We start from the raw sequence: 15,538 nt of genomic DNA on the forward strand, positions 1-15,538 counted from the left end.
TCGGGGGTTTTTTATCTTCATGGTGACTCATGGCCACAATCGAAAATCAAATCAATCAATTACGCACCCAGTTACGCCATCATGAATACCAGTATCACGTGCTGGACGCCCCTGAAATACCCGATGCCGAATATGACCGCCTGATGCGCGAACTGCGCGCATTAGAAGAGGCCAATCCGCAGCTGATCACCGCCGATTCCCCGACTCAGCGCGTCGGCGCGGCACCCATTTCAGCTTTCGAGCAGGTCAAGCATCAGGTGCCGATGCTGTCGCTGGATAACGTGTTTGATGAAGAGAGCTATCTGGCTTTCTATAAACGCGTTCAGGACCGTCTGAAAACCACCGAGCCGTTGACCTTCTGCTGCGAGCTAAAGCTCGATGGTCTGGCGGTCAGCCTGCTGTATGAAAACGGTGAGCTAGTGCAGGCCGCCACCCGCGGCGACGGCACCACCGGCGAGAACATTACCGCCAACGTGCGCACCATCCGCGCCATTCCTCTGCGCTTGCAGGGAGAGAATATCCCCGCCCGGCTCGAAGTGCGAGGCGAAGTCTTTATGCCCCAGCCCGGTTTTGAAGCCTTAAATGAAGAGGCGCGCCGGACAGGCGGGAAAGTGTTCGCTAACCCGCGTAACGCCGCCGCTGGTTCTTTGCGCCAGCTTGATCCGCGCATCACGGCAAAGCGCCCGCTGACCTTCTTCTGCTACGGCGTGGGCCTGCTGGAAGGCGGCGGGCTGCCGCGCAGCCATATCGCCCGATTGCAGCAGTTCAAAGCCTGGGGCCTGCCGGTTAGCGATCGCACCCAGCTGTGTACCGGTCGAGATGAGGTTCTGGCCTTCTATCGCCAAGTAGAGGCAGACCGCGCTACGCTCGGTTTTGATATCGACGGCGTGGTGGTCAAGATTGATTCCTTAGATATCCAAGAGACTCTGGGCTTTGTGGCGCGCGCGCCGCGCTGGGCCACCGCTTTTAAATTCCCGGCCCAAGAGCAGATCACTTTGGTGAAGGATGTTGAGTTTCAAGTCGGGCGCACCGGGGCGATTACCCCCGTTGCGCGCCTTGAGCCGGTTCAGGTTGCTGGGGTGATGGTGAGTAACGCCACGCTGCACAATGCGGATGAAATCGAGCGTCTGGGCCTGCGCATTGGCGACACGGTGATCATTCGCCGCGCCGGTGACGTTATCCCGCAGGTCGTCGGCGTGGTGCTGGCCGAGCGCCCTGAAAACGCCCGCGAAGTGGTCTTCCCAACCCACTGCCCGGTGTGTAATTCCGACGTCGAACGCGTGGAAGGCGAGGCCGTGGCGCGCTGTACCGGCGGACTGATTTGCGGGGCGCAGCGTAAAGAAGCCTTGAAGCATTTCGTCTCGCGCCGCGCCTTGGACGTCGACGGCATGGGCGACAAGATAATCGACCAACTGGTGGAAAAAGAGTATGTCAAAAACCCGGCAGACCTGTTCCGCCTGAGCGCGGGCAAGCTCACCGGTTTGGACCGAATGGGGCCGAAATCAGCGCAAAACGTGGTGAACGCGCTGGAAAAAGCCAAAGAAACTACGCTGGCTCGCTTCCTCTATGCGCTGGGTATTCGCGAGGTGGGCGAGGCGACGGCGGCGAATCTGGCGGCGCACTATGGCTCTATCGAGGCACTGCGCGCGGCCGACGTGGAATCGCTGAAAGGCGTGCAGGACGTCGGCGACGTGGTGGCCAAGCACGTGGTCAACTTCCTCTCCGAAGAGCACAACCAGCAGGTGATTGAGGAGCTACTCAGCCCGGAAATCAACATTCACTGGCCTGCTCCGGTAGTGGTGATTGCCGAAGAGATTGATAGCCCGTTCGCCGGGAAAACCGTGGTGCTGACCGGCTCGCTGTCGATTCTCTCCCGAGACGAAGCCAAAGATCGCCTCACCGCGCTGGGCGCTAAAGTGTCTGGCAGCGTGTCGAAGAAGACCGATTTAGTGATTGCGGGCGAAGCGGCTGGCTCGAAACTAGCCAAGGCGCAGGAGCTGGGCATCGAGGTTATCGACGAAGCGGAAATGATCCGCCTGCTGGGTGATTAATGGCCATGGAAAAGGAAGATTTAATCGAAATCGCCAACATGAAAATGCCCTTCGGCAAGTACGCCGGGCGCGTGCTGATTGATTTACCCGAAGAGTATTTGCTGTGGTTTGCGCGCAAAGATGAATTCCCGGCGGGCAAGCTTGGTGAGCTGATGCAGCTTACGCTGGCGATCAAAAGTGAAGGCTTGCAGAGCCTGATTAACCCACTGCGCCGAGGCGGGCCGGGGCTTTCCGGCACTGACGAGTGAAATAAAAGAAGGCGCTGATTTCAGCGCCTTCTGCTTTCTATTCCAAGCTAAATCAACTCAGTTCATTCTTGCCTGAACCTGTGCTTCTGGCTCTGACTGCTGCTTCGCCAGCTGTTTACGCTGGTAGCGTTTCGCCAGCACGGCGCAGGTCATCAGCTGCACCTGATGGAAAATCATTAGCGGCAGCACCATCATGCCAATTGCGCTGACCGGGAACAGAATATTCGCCATCGGAATGCCGTTCGCCAGACTCTTCTTCGAACCACAAAATACGATGGTTATCTCGTCAGCCTTGCTAAAGCCCATCCAGCGCGCCATATAGGTATTGATAACCAGAATAAAGGCCAGCAATACCAGGCTGAAGACCACGATAAACAGCAGCGAACCCAGCCCCACCTGATGCCAAATCCCCTGAGTTACCGCCTCGCTAAACGCGGTGTAGACCACCAGCAGGATTGAAGTCTGGTCCGTCTTACCAATCATTTTACGGTGACGCTCGACAAAGCCGCCAATCAGCGGGCGCAGCAGGTGCCCGGCCACAAACGGCACCAGCAGTTGCAGCATAATGTGCCACACCTGCTGCAAGCTGTCGCCGCTAGTGCCCTGCACGTGCATCAACAGACCAACCAGCAGCGGCGAGACAAAAATACCCAACAGGCTGGATGCAGATGCGCTACACACCGCCGCCGCCACGTTGCCCCCGGCCATGGAAGTAAAGGCAATCGCCGACTGCACGGTGGCGGGCAGAATGCACAGATAGACAAAGCCGCTATAAATTTGAGGGCTGACATCAATCGGGTGCCACCATTGGAACAGCAGCCCCAGCGTCGGGAAAATGATAAAGGTGCTGCACATCACCCACAGGTGCAGCCGCCAGTTATTACTGCCGGCGAAGATGGCTTCGCGCGACAGCTTCGCGCCGTGCATAAAGAACAGCAGGCCGATGGCGAAGATAGTCAGGTTATTGAAGAAGGCGACAAACACGCCGCTGGCGGGCAGGAAGGTCGCCAGCAGCACGGTGCCAATCAGAGTTTGAGTAAAACGATCGGGTAAAAAGCGCATGAGTTTCTCTGCATGAAAAGGAATAAAGCCATGCCGCTATTTTGAATCGCTGATATACAATTAAAAAATTGATTTATTTAATGCATTGATGAAATTTATTCATGAACTACTCTCTCAAGCAGTTGCGGGTGTTTGTCGCCGTGGCGCGCTACCAAAGTTTCAGCCGGGCAGGGGACGCCATTGGGCTGAGTCAGTCTGCCATAAGCCACAGTATGAAAGAGCTGGAGGCCGAGGTGGGCGTGCGTTTGCTGGACAGAACCACGCGCGAGGTGATTCTCACCAATGCCGGCCAGCGGCTGGCAAGTCGCGTTGAGCCACTGCTCGATGAGCTACAGGCGATGCTGCTCGATACCCGTAGCTTTGGCACGCAGCACAATGGTCGCGTGCGCATTGCCGCCAGCCAGACTATTTCCGCCCAGCTTATGCCCAGCTGCATCGCCCGTAGCCAAAAGAATTATCCCGACATCACCATCTTGTTGCGCGATCAGGCGCAGCGGCTGGTGCTGAATAGCGTGCGCAATGCCGAAGTGGATTTTGGCATTGTGATCGAACCGGGGATTAGCCCAGACCTTGAGGGCGAGATTATTTTGCACGAGCCGTTCTTATTGCTGTGCCATCAAGACCATGCTTTCGCTCAGCAAAGCGCGGTGAAGTGGCAGCAGCTCGGGGAGCAGCCGCTGGTTCTGCAAGATTATGAGTCGGGAAGCCGCATATTGATCGACAACGCGCTGGCGAAGCAGGGGATTGCCGCCAATGTGGTGCAGGAGGTGGGGCATCCGGCGACGCTCTATCCGATGGTCGAAGCCGGGCTGGGCGTCAGCGTGCTTCCCGCGCTGGCACTGCCTTTGCCGCAGGGCAGCCAACTGGTGGTAAGAACGCTGGAGCCGGAAATAAACCGCGCCTTGATGCTGGTGCGGCGTAAAAATCGTTCGCTGTCACCCGCCGCGCAAGCCATTTGGCAAGAGGTGAAATGGCAGGCGGCGCAATTGACCAAAAAACGCAGCCTGCGGGGTTTGCTATAAAGCCAAAGGGTTAGACGTAAATATCGACCTGACCCGCAGCCTTTTTATCGTCATCTTTTTTAGGATTGGCTTTTTCAGCGTCGAGCATGGCTTTCTCAGTTTGTTGTTCAGCTTTCTGCGCCTGTTGGTGCTGAATTTGTTGGATCTGCTGCTGCAACATGATGATTTGTTGGCGAATCGATGCGATTTGCTTCTGCACTTCTTCCTGAGACTGGTCGCTTTTTTTCGACAGATTTTTTAGCTGCTGCGTAAGTTTATCAATCTGCTTATTCAATTGGGCAATTTGCCCACCGCCGCCGCCAGATGCCGATCCCATAGAGATATTGGTTGTGGTACTGATCGTACTCATTACTGCCTCGCTTATTTATTGCCTGTTATTGCATACGCGGGTACTTAACAGGTATCGGCAAGGCAGCGGGGATCTTTAAGATTGCGGTAATTGCAGGCGCAGCTTGGGCCAGCGCGCTAGCCAGCCTTTGCTCTGCACGCGATCCAGCAGCACTAAGGTATTCCCATGGCGCGGATTGGGCGTGATGCTGAACTCAAACAGCTCGGCGGTGCCGACCGGCGCGACCAGCTCCACCTGATTCAGATCATTTAGCTTTGCGCCAATCACCGTCTCCGTCTCGACCCAATAACTCATGGCTTCGCTGCTGGACGAGTAGGGGGCATGGTCATGCAGAAGGTGCATCCGCGCCTGATTCTTCACCGACCAAGGCAGATCCGCGATGGCGCAGAGTTGCTGTTCATACTTTTTTTCGACGTCGGCCGACGTATCTTGAGAATTGAAGTAAATCACATCGATATCGTTGAGCTGCGTGCTTTGGCTGAAGTCGTGCAGCCGGTCCCACACCATATTGCGCACAAAGCCAGCGGCCAGACACCAATCAGCCAGCGCCAGCTGTTTAGCCGCGCGCAGGGCCAGCATGCGCATCTCATCCTGTTCAATCCACTGGATAATGTGTTGCTGTCGCTGTTGTTCAGTCATTATCTTTTACCGTATCGAAATGATGGACAGTATAGATAAATGTGGCGAAAGGAGAGGTAAGGTTTTTGGTGGGGAAGGATGGAAAAATGTCGACCAGCAGCTGGTTCGCCTCCATCACGGTTAAATCATGGTGCTATAGAAACGAAAAAAGCGCCTAAAGGCGCTTTTCTCTGAATTGGTGGGCCGTGCTGGATTCGAACCAGCGACCAATTGATTAAAAGTCAACTGCTCTACCAACTGAGCTAACGGCCCGCAGAAGTGGTGGGCGATGACGGGCTCGAACCGCCGACCCCCTCCGTGTAAAGGAGATGCTCTACCAACTGAGCTAATCGCCCACTTCTGGGTACTCCACAATGTAAGAAGAAGCTTGTTGAGAAATGGTGGGCGATGACGGGCTCGAACCGCCGACCCCCTCCGTGTAAAGGAGATGCTCTACCAACTGAGCTAATCGCCCATTTCTCATTTCTTCTTACTTATCACAACGCGGTCACTCTAATGAGTGGTGGGCGATGACGGGCTCGAACCGCCGACCCCCTCCGTGTAAAGGAGATGCTCTACCAACTGAGCTAATCGCCCCCGTCGTGATGGAGTCGCATTATAGGGATACTTAAACTTACGTCAACGGTTTTTAAAAACAAAAAACATCGTTCGCCCGAAAAGTAGACAAGATGACGGATTTCTCGCCCGCGTAGTTGATTCTTTACGCATTCATGGTGTGAATAGCCCTTGTGAACTCCCTATCGGCGTTGAGGATTCAGGGCAGAGTGGTAGAATGACGCCCACTTTTTGTTAATTGATAGCAACGTTTTTTGGCGTTGCGCTATTAAGGCTGCATTCCAGATGAAAATCAAAACCCGTTTTGCTCCGAGCCCAACCGGCTATTTGCACGTCGGTGGCGCCCGTACCGCGCTTTACTCCTGGCTTTTTGCCCGTAATTTGGGCGGTGAGTTTGTGTTGCGTATAGAAGACACCGATCTTGAGCGCTCCACTCAGGCTGCCATTGACGCGATTATGGACGGCATGAACTGGTTGAATCTGCAATGGGATGAAGGTCCATACTTCCAGACCAAACGCTTTGACCGTTATAACGCGGTGATTGACCAGATGTTGGACAATGGCACGGCATACAAGTGCTATTGCTCCAAAGAGCGTCTGGAAGCCCTGCGCGAAGAGCAAATGGCAAATAATGAGAAGCCTCGTTATGACGGCCGTTGCCGCGACAGCCATGAGCATCACAGTGCCGATGAGCCTTGTGTGGTGCGTTTCCGCAACCCGCAGGAAGGTTCTGTTATCTTTGATGACCAGATCCGTGGCCCGATCGAATTTAGCAATGACGAGCTGGATGACTTAATCATTCGCCGCACCGATGGTTCACCAACCTATAACTTCTGCGTGGTGGTGGATGACTGGGATATGGAAATCACTCACGTCATCCGTGGCGAAGACCATATCAACAACACCCCGCGCCAGATTAACATTCTGAAAGCGCTGGGCGCGCCAGTGCCGGTTTACGCACACGTGTCCATGATTTTGGGTGACGACGGCAAAAAGCTTTCTAAACGCCACGGCGCGGTCGGCGTAATGCAGTATCGCGATGACGGCTACCTGCCAGAAGCGCTGCTCAACTATTTGGTGCGTCTGGGCTGGTCCCACGGCGACCAAGAGATCTTCAGCATTGATGAAATGAAAGCGCTGTTCTCTCTGGAGAATGTCAGCAAATCTGCCAGCGCCTTCAACACTGAAAAGCTGCAATGGCTGAACCATCATTACATCACCACCATGGATCCACATTATGTGGCGACTCACCTGCTGTGGCACGTTGAGCAACTGGGTATCGAAACGCGCAATGGTCCGCAGCTGTTCGAAATCGTCCAATTATTGGGTGAGCGTTGTAAGACTCTGAAAGAAATGGCTGAATCCTGCCGTTACTTCTATGAAGATTTCAGCGAGTTTGATGCTGACGCGGCGAAAAAACACCTGCGCCCGGTTGCTCGTCAGCCATTAGAAGCCGTGCGTGCCAAGCTGGCTGCGATCACTGACTGGACTGCCGAGAACGTTCACAACGCGATTCAGGGTACTGCTGATGAGCTGGGCGTCGGTATGGGTAAAGTCGGTATGCCATTACGCGTTGCTGTGACGGGTGCCGGTATGTCTCCGGGTATGGACGTCACGGTTCACGCGATTGGTCAACGCCGCACTCTGGCGCGTATCGATCAGGCTCTGGCCTTTATTGCTGAGCGCGAAGCTCAACAGTAATCGTCAGCGTTGAGATAAAGAAAAAGCCAGCGGGTTTCCCTCGCTGGCTTTTTTATGCGACTAGCAAATCAGAACGAATTAACGTTGTTCCGCGATAGATTCTGCATTCGGGCGGTAAGCCAGGAAGTACATCAAACCTACGAAACCAGCACCGCCCACTGCGTTACCCAAGAATACGGCAACGAAGTTTGGCAGGTACTGTGACCAGCTCAGCGCACCGGCAAAGATAGCCGCCGGGATGATGAACATGTTGGCAACCACGTGCTGGAAGCCGATAGCCACGAACGCCATGACCGGGAACCACATGCCAATCACTTTCCCGCCAACTTCTTTACTGGCGAATGCCAGCCAGATAGCCAGACAAACCAGCCAGTTACAGCCGATGCCTGAAATAAATGCCTGAGTGAAGTCTGCATTAACTTTTGCAGTAGCGGTAGCCACGGTTTTAGCCAAGAACGCGCCTTCGGTAAGGCCAAGTACGTGACCAAAGAAGTAAGCAACGGCCAGACTGCCCAGCAGGTTTGCCAGCGTCACCCAGAACCAGTTACGCAAAACGGCGTACAGGCTGATTTGACGAGCGAACCAGGCGATTGGCAGCGTCATCATGTTGCCGGTTAGCAGCTCACCGCCTGCCAGCACCGTCAAAATGATCCCCACTGGGAAAACAGCCGCGCCCAGCAAGTTACTGAAAGAACCCCAGGATGCAGGCAACGTCCCTATTACATGCAAATCCAGTAGAAAACCTGTTGCGATGAAAGCACCGGCCAGGAATCCTAAAATTAACAAATTCAACACGGTTGCACGGCTTTTATTTGTTCCCGCCGTTACAGCGATTGATGCAATTTCTTTTGGTGAATACAAGGACATAAGAAGACTCGACGATAGTTGGTTATGATTATTGCGCGGGCAGTCTAGACGCAGATTTATCTGAAAACAAGACGATTATCATAGCCTGCTAACAAACCATTAATCATTGAGTCACACATGTTAATAAAATGCTTAATAAGATCATAAGGCTGGATAAATAAAGCCAAAATAGGGCGAAGCAATTTAGACGTATTTAGCTACAAAATTGTATCTGGACGGCGGAAAAACTTGATAGTTATGGCCGGGTTGGCGGCTTTTTCAGCGCTTGATTCCATATTCAGATTTAGCCGTTGACAGGGTTGGCTCGGTTTCATATGATGCGCCCCGTTCACTCGTTTTTACGAGTCGGAAATGGGGGTATAGCTCAGCTGGGAGAGCGCTTGCATGGCATGCAAGAGGTCAGCGGTTCGATCCCGCTTATCTCCACCAACTTCCTTCTCAGGGTAAGTTGGTACTTGATTCCTCTGAGCGGAATTGAGTAGAAGACTTAAAACGTGAACAACCTCGTGTGGGGGTATAGCTCAGCTGGGAGAGCGCTTGCATGGCATGCAAGAGGTCAGCGGTTCGATCCCGCTTATCTCCACCAAAATTTAAGAAACCGGCCTCTGGCCGGTTTTTTGCTTTCTGCCATTTGGCATTCCCTGTCCCGACTTCAATCCAGCTCTTCCAGCTAGTTCCTTCGTCAAATAGCAGACACAAAAAAAGGCGCCGAAGCGCCTTTAGAAACTGTTTAGCAGGTTTGTCGCTTACGCCAGTACCAGACCGGCGATAGATGCAGACAGCACGCTCACCAGCGTTGAGCCGTACAGCAGTTTCAGGCCAAAGCGTGAAACCACATTACCTTGCTTCTCGTTCAGGCCTTTGATTGCACCCGCAACGATACCAATTGAAGAGAAGTTGGCGAAAGAAACCAGGAACACAGACAGGATGCCTACGCCGCGTGGGGAGAGCTCGCCTGCGACTTTCTGCAGGTCCAGCATGGCCACGAATTCGTTAGAAACCAGCTTGGTTGCCATGATACTGCCCACTTGCAGCGCTTCGTGGCTCGGTACGCCCATGATCCATGCGAATGGGTAGAAGACATAACCCAGCACGCCTTGGAAGGTGATACCGAAAACAACGTCGAACAGCGCGTTCAAGCAGGAAATCAGAGCGATGAAGCCAATCAACATAGCTGCAACGATGATCGCCACTTTGAAGCCCGCCAGGATGTATTCACCCAGCATTTCAAAGAAGCTCTGACCCTGATGGGTGTTGCCGATTTGCAGGTCTTCTTCTGAATCAACTTTATATGGGTTGATCAGTGACAGTACGATAAAGGTACTGAACATGTTGAGAACCAGCGCAGCAACCACATAACGCGGCTCAAGCATGGTCATGTAAGCACCCACGATTGACATAGAAACCGTCGACATCGCGGTAGCAGCCATGGTGTACATACGTTTTTCTGACATTTTGCCCAGAATGTCTTTATACGCGATAAAGTTTTCAGACTGACCAAGGATCAGGGAGCTAACGGCGTTGAAGGATTCCAGTTTCCCCATACCGTTGACTTTTGACAATACCGTACCGATCGCGCGAATAATAATTGGCAGGATACGGATGTATTGCAAAATACCAATCAGTGCAGAAATGAACACGATTGGGCACAAGACTTTCAGGAAGAAGAACGCTAATCCTTTATCGCTCATGCCTCCAAATACGAAGCCGGTCCCTTCTGCGGCAAAGGCTAACAATTTCTCAAACAGATCAGAGAAGCCTTTTACGAAACCTAATCCAAACTCTGAGTTGAGGAAGAAATAGGCTAATAAAACTTCAAGGACCAACAGCTGTGCGATGAAACGTAAACGGATATTTTTACGATCACGACTTACCAGCAAGGCCAGTACAGCGACAACGGCCAACGCTAATACAAAGTGCAGTATTCGGGACATGGGTGCTCCAAATTAGAGGCAGGCTATATTTCGACGGACATTCTATGTAACGCGTACATTTAAAACGTGAAGTGGCTTGCAAATATAGAAATTGCGGACACTGATTGCAACATTTCTGAACAGACCACACAAAAAATCAAGATGTTAATAAAATCAGTCATAAGTTGAATTGTTGTGCTAGCTTTATTATTAGCCGTAATAGTTTTCTAAATATGGTCGACCGTCTCTATTTCGCCCCTGAGTCTCTGGTGCCTATCGGAGAAATCAGCTGGATCAATCTAAATGCACTTGATAATCATTATCAATTAGATATGATTGATGTAAGCGCAACAATAGTAAGGTTAATACGACTATGTTTAACAGCCGTGCCGAATCCTCCGGCCGCGCCTCCCGCAAATTAAAGCTTTCCCTAATGGGGCCAGCGTTTATCGCCGCGATTGGCTATATCGATCCGGGTAACTTCGCCACCAATATTCAGGCCGGTGCTTCCTATGGCTATCAACTGCTGTGGGTGGTGGTGTGGGCCAATATTATGGCGATGCTTATCCAGCTGCTCTCCGCCAAACTGGGTATCGCCACCGGCAAAAATCTGGCCGAGCATATCCGCGATCGCTTCCCGCGTCCGGCGGTCTGGGCCTATTGGGTTCAGGCTGAAATTATTGCCATGGCGACCGATCTGGCCGAGTTTATCGGCGCGGCCATTGGTTTTAAATTGCTGCTCGGCGTCTCACTGCTGCAAGGCGCGGTGCTGACCGGGATCGCCACCTTTATTATCCTCGCCTTGCAAAAGCGCGGGCAGAAACCACTCGAACTGGTGATTGCCGGCCTACTGCTGTTCGTGGCGGCGGCCTATATCGTCGAACTGTTCTTCTCTCAGCCAAGCATGGCGGCGCTGGGCAAGGGGATGTTGATCCCTAACTTACCGTCGAGCGACGCCGTGTATCTGGCTGCTGGCGTGCTGGGCGCGACCATTATGCCGCACGTGATTTACCTGCACTCGTCCTTAACCCAGCGCGCGGGCGACGCGTCAAAGGCGCAGCGCTATTCAGCGACCAAGTTGGATGTCGGCATTGCCATGACCATCGCCGGTTTTGTGAATCTGGCGATGATGGCCACCGCCGCGGCGGCTTTCCACTTTAGCGGGCATCAGGGCATTAGCGAGTTGGATCAGGCTTATCTCACGCTAGAACCCTTGCTGGGGCAGGCGGCGGCCATCACCTTTGGCCTGAGTCTGGTTGCGGCTGGCCTCTCCTCTACCGTGGTCGGAACCTTGGCCGGGCAGGTGGTGATGCAAGGCTTTGTGAAATTCTATATTCCGCTGTGGGTGCGCCGCACGGTGACCATGGCGCCATCTTTTATTGTCATCATGATGGGGCTGGACGCCACGCGGATTCTGGTGATGAGTCAGGTACTGCTGAGTTTCGGCATTGCGCTGGCGCTGCTGCCTCTGCTGGCATTTACCGGCAACCGCGAGCTGATGGGCGAAATGGTCAATTCGAAAGGGATACAGTGGGCGGGGCGAGTGATCGTGCTGCTGGTGGTCAGCCTTAACCTCTATTTGCTGATTGGCATGCTTAAGTAAAACGGGAATAGATAAAAGGATAAAAAACGGGACAGCCTAAACTGTCCCGTTTTCGTTGGTCGCGAGAAAATTAGTGATGATGCCCGCCATGCCCACCGTGATCGCCATGCCCATGTTTTCCATGATGCCCGCGATCGTGACCATAAGCGTGACCGTGAGGCGGGCGGTGCCGCGACTGATGGTTGTTCCACCAGCCGCGATCTCGCCAGCGTCCGCCGTCCCAGTAGTAGCCGCGATGGCTGCGCTCGCCGTAATAACGCCCGCGGTGGCTGTTCCACCAACGGCTATCACGCCAATCATAACCATCCCAGTAGTAACCGCGACGGTCGCGGTCACCGATATTGATTGAAAGGCCAGGGGTATTCAGGCTAAAGCTGCTGGCCTGCGCGGCGGGGGCCGCGGCAGGCAGCAGGGCAAACAATAAACTTCCGAATAATAAAGGCTTAATCATGTCGCCTCCTCTCTCTTATAATTTCTGCTAACAGTTATAAGAGGAAGGCAACACCTATTCTATTGCTTACAATCCTGTTTTGATTGTTTTACGCCGCTTAACACAAAGCTAACGTTTTCTCCTTTATTCGCCTTGTGGGAAAGCGTTTACACCAAAATCCCTTCGATTTCAGCCAGCTCCTGCTCACTAAACTGGCGGTTGCCGAGCATGCCGATGGCATCATCAATCTGGCTGGTTTTACTGGCACCAATCAGCACCGAGGTCACTCTGTCGCCGCGCAGCACCCAGGCTAACGCCATTTGCGACAGCTTCTGGCTGCGCGCTTCGGCAATGGCATTCAGCTTACGCACTTTTTCCAGCTTCTCGGCGGTGAGTTGGTCGGTGGTGAGGAACTGGCTGCTGCTCGCCGCGCGCGAATCCTGCGGAATGCCCGCCAGATAGCGATCGGTCAGCACGCCACCGGCCAGAGGGGAGAAGGCAATCGACCCAACCCCGTTTTGCGCCAGCGTGTCGAGCAAATCAGCCTCTACCCAGCGTTCGAACATCGAGTATTTCGGCTGATGGATCAGGCACGGCGTGCCGAGGCGTTGCAGAATGGCGAAAGCCTGTTTGGCGCGCTCGGCCGGATAGTTGGACAAACCGACGTACAGCGCTTTCCCCTGGCGGACGATGAGATCCAGCGCCGCCATGGTTTCTTCCAATGGCGTGTCGGGATCCGGGCGGTGGTGGTAGAAAATATCCACATACTCCAGACCCATGCGTTTTAGGCTCTGATTGAGGCTGGCGACCAGATATTTCTTCGACCCCCAATCGCCATAAGGGCCGTCCCACATGGTGTAACCGGCCTTGGAGGAGATAATCAGCTCATCGCGATAGGGCAGTAAATCTTCCTGCAAAATGCGGCCAAAGTGCGTTTCAGCCGAGCCGGGCGGCGGGCCGTAGTTGTTGGCTAAATCAAAATGGGTGATGCCATTATCGAAGGCGTGACGAATCAAATGGCGCGCGTTATCAAAGTGCGCGTTGTCGCCAAAGTTGTGCCACAGGCCAAGGGAGATGGCGGGCAGCTTCAGCCCGCTGTGGCCGCAGCGTCGGTACTGCATCTGTTCATATCGCGTAGGTTTCGCCTGATAAGCCATAGAGTTAACCTTATTATTTTTAGTCGTAGGAAAGATAAAAAGCCGTTTTAGTGTATGCGTTTCCACAGATTTTTCCAGCGGGCGGGTTAACAACCTTGGGATGTGACTCTTCGGCCTATCAGTCATTGTGATGAATAACGGAACCTGCGCTTAAATCGGGCGGGGGTGTAAGGCAAAATTTCCAACCCTAATTTTTGGCGCACGTTTCCTAATCGGCGATCTGCGTCAATACTTTCTAGAGTTATCAACTATAGAAGCTAAAAATATTAGGGGATCATGATGAGTAATGCTTATACCGTAGGTGACTATCTCCTCGACCGACTATCACTTAGCAATATTGCCCACCTGTTTGGCGTGCCAGGCGACTACAACCTGCAATTCCTCGACCACGTGATTAGCCACCAGCAAATAACCTGGGTGGGCTGTACCAATGAATTGAATGCCGCCTATGGTGCCGACGGCTATGCGCGACGCAAGGGGGCGGCGGCTCTGCTGACCACCTTCGGCGTGGGAGAACTCAGCGCGCTCAATGGGGTAGCGGGAAGCTATGCCGAATATTTGCCGGTGATTCATATTGTCGGCGCGCCTCCGCTTTCCTCGCAGAAAAAAGGCGAGTTGCTGCATCACTCCATGGGCGATGGCAACTTTGCTCGCTTTGCCGAGATGTCGCGGCAGGTCAGCGTGGCGCAGGGATTGCTAACCCCGGAAAACGCGCTGGCGGAAATTGACCGCGTGGTGGCCGAGGCGATTTACCACTCGCGGCCCGGCTACCTTCTCCTACCAAGCGACGTCGCCAAGCTCCCTGTCACCAGCCGTGCCACCAAACAGCCTCTTCTCCAACCCGCCTTTTCCCAAGATTCCCTTAGCGCCTTCACTGATACCGCCCGCGAGCTGCTGCGCGACAAGCACCGGGTGACGGTATTGGGGGATTTTCTGGCCGACCGTTTTAAAGCCAAACAGGCACTTCAGCAGTGGGTTGATGATGTTCCGTTGGCACACTCGACGCTGTTGATGGGCAAGGGGCTGTTCAACGAGCAGAATCCGCATTTTGCCGGCACTTACTCCGGCGCGGCGAGCTGTCCGGTGGTGAAGAAGGTGGTGGAGCAGGCCGAGGTGGTCATTAATGTCGGGGTGCGTTTTGGCGATACCATTACCGCCGGATTCACCCAAAAGCTGCCTGAAGAGGGTTGTATCGAACTCGAACCTTTCAGCGCGCGCATTGGTAAACAGGTGTTCCATCAGCTCCCTATGGTGAAAGCCGTGGAAGCCCTGCACCGGCTGACGGCTGAACTTCGCGACCAATGGGAAAAGCCTGACTTTAGCCGCACGCCGCTGCCATCGTCGGATAACAGCGAGCTGGATCAGCAGGTCTTCTGGCAATTAATGCAGGAATTCTTGCAACCCAACGATCTGCTGGTGGTGGAGCAGGGGACCTCCAGCTTCGGCGCGGCGGCGCTCACGTTGCCCGAGGGTTGTGATGTTATCGTCCAGCCACTTTGGGGTTCGATTGGCTTTACCCTGCCAGCCGCCTTTGGCGCGCAAACTGCCGAGCCTGAGCGTCGGGTGGTGCTGATTATTGGCGACGGCTCGGCGCAGCTCACCCTGCAAGGGCTGGGCGCGGCGATCCGCTATGGTTTGAAAACCACTATTTTCCTGCTCAACAACGACGGCTACACGGTGGAAAGAGCGATTCACGGCGAGACGCAGCGCTACAACGATATTGCGCGCTGGAACTGGACCCTGTTCCCCGCGGCCTTTGGCGGGCCGGACGTGCTCAGCCAGCGAGTCGAAAGCCGCGACCAGCTGAGTCAGGTGATGTCCATCCTGCGCGATAAACCGCAAATGGCCTGGGTGGAAGTGGTGGTGCCGAAAATGGATATCCCCGAGCTATTGGACGCTGTCAGTAAGTCTATCTCGAAGAGAAACTCGGGGGATTAACCC

Annotated in this window: 12 protein-coding genes, 6 tRNA genes and 1 pseudogene; 8 read left to right on the plus strand and 11 right to left on the minus strand. The window is 53.9% G+C overall.

Features of this window, described 5'->3' with window-relative positions; translation table 11 throughout:
• Positions 1-29 precede the first annotated feature (29 nt).
• Both ligA and ACT3RR_RS04700 read left to right on the plus strand, forming a co-directional pair.
• Positions 30-2,051, plus strand: a complete 2,022-nt coding sequence (gene ligA / locus ACT3RR_RS04695; RefSeq protein ID WP_496199846.1) for an NAD-dependent DNA ligase LigA — start codon at positions 30-32, stop codon at positions 2,049-2,051.
• Between the two features lie 5 nt (positions 2,052-2,056).
• Positions 2,057-2,299 carry a DUF3820 family protein gene (locus tag ACT3RR_RS04700; protein ID WP_034792015.1) on the plus strand — a complete coding sequence of 81 codons (243 nt, stop codon included), beginning with the start codon at positions 2,057-2,059 and terminating at the stop codon, positions 2,297-2,299.
• Between the two features lie 57 nt (positions 2,300-2,356).
• Here ACT3RR_RS04700 and ACT3RR_RS04705 read toward each other — a convergent pair whose 3' ends face one another.
• A complete protein-coding gene (locus ACT3RR_RS04705) occupies positions 2,357-3,361 on the minus strand; it encodes a bile acid:sodium symporter family protein (RefSeq protein ID WP_496199847.1) in 1,005 nt (334 codons plus the stop codon).
• Between the two features lie 101 nt (positions 3,362-3,462).
• Here ACT3RR_RS04705 and ACT3RR_RS04710 point away from each other — a divergent pair, with 101 nt between their 5' ends.
• On the plus strand, positions 3,463-4,383 hold the full coding sequence (locus ACT3RR_RS04710) for a LysR family transcriptional regulator (RefSeq protein ID WP_496199848.1): 921 nt from the start codon (positions 3,463-3,465) through the stop codon (positions 4,381-4,383).
• 10 nt (positions 4,384-4,393) lie between these two features.
• Here ACT3RR_RS04710 and ACT3RR_RS04715 read toward each other — a convergent pair whose 3' ends face one another.
• The 6 genes from ACT3RR_RS04715 to ACT3RR_RS04740 form a co-directional block, all read right to left on the minus strand.
• A complete protein-coding gene (locus tag ACT3RR_RS04715; protein WP_496199849.1) occupies positions 4,394-4,732 on the minus strand; it encodes a FlxA-like family protein in 339 nt (112 codons plus the stop codon).
• 75 nt (positions 4,733-4,807) lie between these two features.
• Positions 4,808-5,371, minus strand: coding sequence for a nucleotidyltransferase family protein (locus tag ACT3RR_RS04720; protein WP_496199850.1), 564 nt, complete (start codon positions 5,369-5,371; stop codon positions 4,808-4,810).
• A gap of 176 nt (positions 5,372-5,547) precedes the next feature.
• Positions 5,548-5,623, minus strand: a tRNA-Lys gene (locus ACT3RR_RS04725).
• Between the two features lie 7 nt (positions 5,624-5,630).
• Positions 5,631-5,706, minus strand: a tRNA-Val gene (locus tag ACT3RR_RS04730).
• Between the two features lie 43 nt (positions 5,707-5,749).
• Positions 5,750-5,825: transfer RNA gene (locus ACT3RR_RS04735), tRNA-Val, on the minus strand.
• Positions 5,826-5,871: 46 nt separating this feature from the next.
• Positions 5,872-5,947, minus strand: a tRNA-Val gene (locus ACT3RR_RS04740).
• 264 nt (positions 5,948-6,211) lie between these two features.
• Here ACT3RR_RS04740 and gltX point away from each other — a divergent pair.
• Entirely contained in the window at positions 6,212-7,627 is a 1,416-nt protein-coding gene (gene gltX / locus ACT3RR_RS04745) for a glutamate--tRNA ligase (RefSeq protein WP_496199851.1), read from the plus strand.
• A gap of 78 nt (positions 7,628-7,705) precedes the next feature.
• Here gltX and ACT3RR_RS04750 read toward each other — a convergent pair whose 3' ends face one another.
• A complete protein-coding gene (locus tag ACT3RR_RS04750) occupies positions 7,706-8,494 on the minus strand; it encodes a formate/nitrite transporter family protein (RefSeq protein ID WP_353502858.1) in 789 nt (262 codons plus the stop codon).
• Between the two features lie 353 nt (positions 8,495-8,847).
• On the opposite strand from ACT3RR_RS04750, the gene ACT3RR_RS04755 reads away from it, so the two are divergent.
• Both ACT3RR_RS04755 and ACT3RR_RS04760 read left to right on the plus strand, forming a co-directional pair.
• Positions 8,848-8,923: transfer RNA gene (locus tag ACT3RR_RS04755), tRNA-Ala, on the plus strand.
• A gap of 81 nt (positions 8,924-9,004) precedes the next feature.
• Positions 9,005-9,080: transfer RNA gene (locus ACT3RR_RS04760), tRNA-Ala, on the plus strand.
• A gap of 160 nt (positions 9,081-9,240) precedes the next feature.
• On the opposite strand, the gene ACT3RR_RS04765 is transcribed toward ACT3RR_RS04760, so the two are convergent.
• The gene (locus ACT3RR_RS04765; protein WP_353502857.1) at positions 9,241-10,428 is read right to left on the minus strand and encodes a NupC/NupG family nucleoside CNT transporter; all 1,188 of its coding nucleotides are present in this window, start codon (positions 10,426-10,428) and stop codon (positions 9,241-9,243) included.
• 343 nt (positions 10,429-10,771) lie between these two features.
• Between ACT3RR_RS04765 and ACT3RR_RS04770 the strand changes: the two are divergent.
• Positions 10,772-12,010 (plus strand): annotated as a pseudogene (locus ACT3RR_RS04770) (Nramp family divalent metal transporter); the annotation flags it as partial.
• A gap of 70 nt (positions 12,011-12,080) precedes the next feature.
• Here the strand turns inward: ACT3RR_RS04770 and ACT3RR_RS04775 are convergent.
• Together ACT3RR_RS04775 and mgrA are read right to left on the minus strand one after the other, a co-directional pair.
• Complete coding sequence (locus tag ACT3RR_RS04775) at positions 12,081-12,461, minus strand: DUF2502 domain-containing protein (protein WP_485904149.1); 381 nt, start codon at positions 12,459-12,461, stop codon at positions 12,081-12,083.
• 146 nt (positions 12,462-12,607) lie between these two features.
• Complete coding sequence (gene mgrA, locus ACT3RR_RS04780) at positions 12,608-13,597, minus strand: L-glyceraldehyde 3-phosphate reductase (protein ID WP_496199852.1); 990 nt, start codon at positions 13,595-13,597, stop codon at positions 12,608-12,610.
• 279 nt (positions 13,598-13,876) lie between these two features.
• Here mgrA and ACT3RR_RS04785 point away from each other — a divergent pair, with 279 nt between their 5' ends.
• Entirely contained in the window at positions 13,877-15,535 is a 1,659-nt protein-coding gene (locus tag ACT3RR_RS04785) for an alpha-keto acid decarboxylase family protein (RefSeq protein WP_496200056.1), read from the plus strand.
• Positions 15,536-15,538 lie beyond the last annotated feature (3 nt).

The sequence above is a fragment of the Ewingella sp. AOP8-B2-18 genome, from assembly GCF_052376015.1.
Taxonomy (GTDB): domain Bacteria; phylum Pseudomonadota; class Gammaproteobacteria; order Enterobacterales; family Enterobacteriaceae; genus Ewingella; species Ewingella allii.

Coding starts and splice junctions, on each gene's coding strand:
- ACT3RR_RS04720 (WP_496199850.1), bottom strand. CDS start 5,371: ATGACTGAACAACAGCGACAGCAACACATTATCCAGTGGATTGAACAG.
- ACT3RR_RS04775 (WP_485904149.1), bottom strand. CDS start 12,461: ATGATTAAGCCTTTATTATTCGGAAGTTTATTGTTTGCCCTGCTGCCT.
- gltX (WP_496199851.1), top strand. CDS start 6,212: ATGAAAATCAAAACCCGTTTTGCTCCGAGCCCAACCGGCTATTTGCAC.
- ACT3RR_RS04700 (WP_034792015.1), top strand. CDS start 2,057: ATGGAAAAGGAAGATTTAATCGAAATCGCCAACATGAAAATGCCCTTC.
- ACT3RR_RS04750 (WP_353502858.1), bottom strand. CDS start 8,494: ATGTCCTTGTATTCACCAAAAGAAATTGCATCAATCGCTGTAACGGCG.
- mgrA (WP_496199852.1), bottom strand. CDS start 13,597: ATGGCTTATCAGGCGAAACCTACGCGATATGAACAGATGCAGTACCGA.
- ACT3RR_RS04705 (WP_496199847.1), bottom strand. CDS start 3,361: ATGCGCTTTTTACCCGATCGTTTTACTCAAACTCTGATTGGCACCGTG.
- ACT3RR_RS04785 (WP_496200056.1), top strand. CDS start 13,877: ATGAGTAATGCTTATACCGTAGGTGACTATCTCCTCGACCGACTATCA.
- ACT3RR_RS04710 (WP_496199848.1), top strand. CDS start 3,463: ATGAACTACTCTCTCAAGCAGTTGCGGGTGTTTGTCGCCGTGGCGCGC.
- ACT3RR_RS04765 (WP_353502857.1), bottom strand. CDS start 10,428: ATGTCCCGAATACTGCACTTTGTATTAGCGTTGGCCGTTGTCGCTGTA.
- ACT3RR_RS04715 (WP_496199849.1), bottom strand. CDS start 4,732: ATGAGTACGATCAGTACCACAACCAATATCTCTATGGGATCGGCATCT.
- ligA (WP_496199846.1), top strand. CDS start 30: ATGGCCACAATCGAAAATCAAATCAATCAATTACGCACCCAGTTACGC.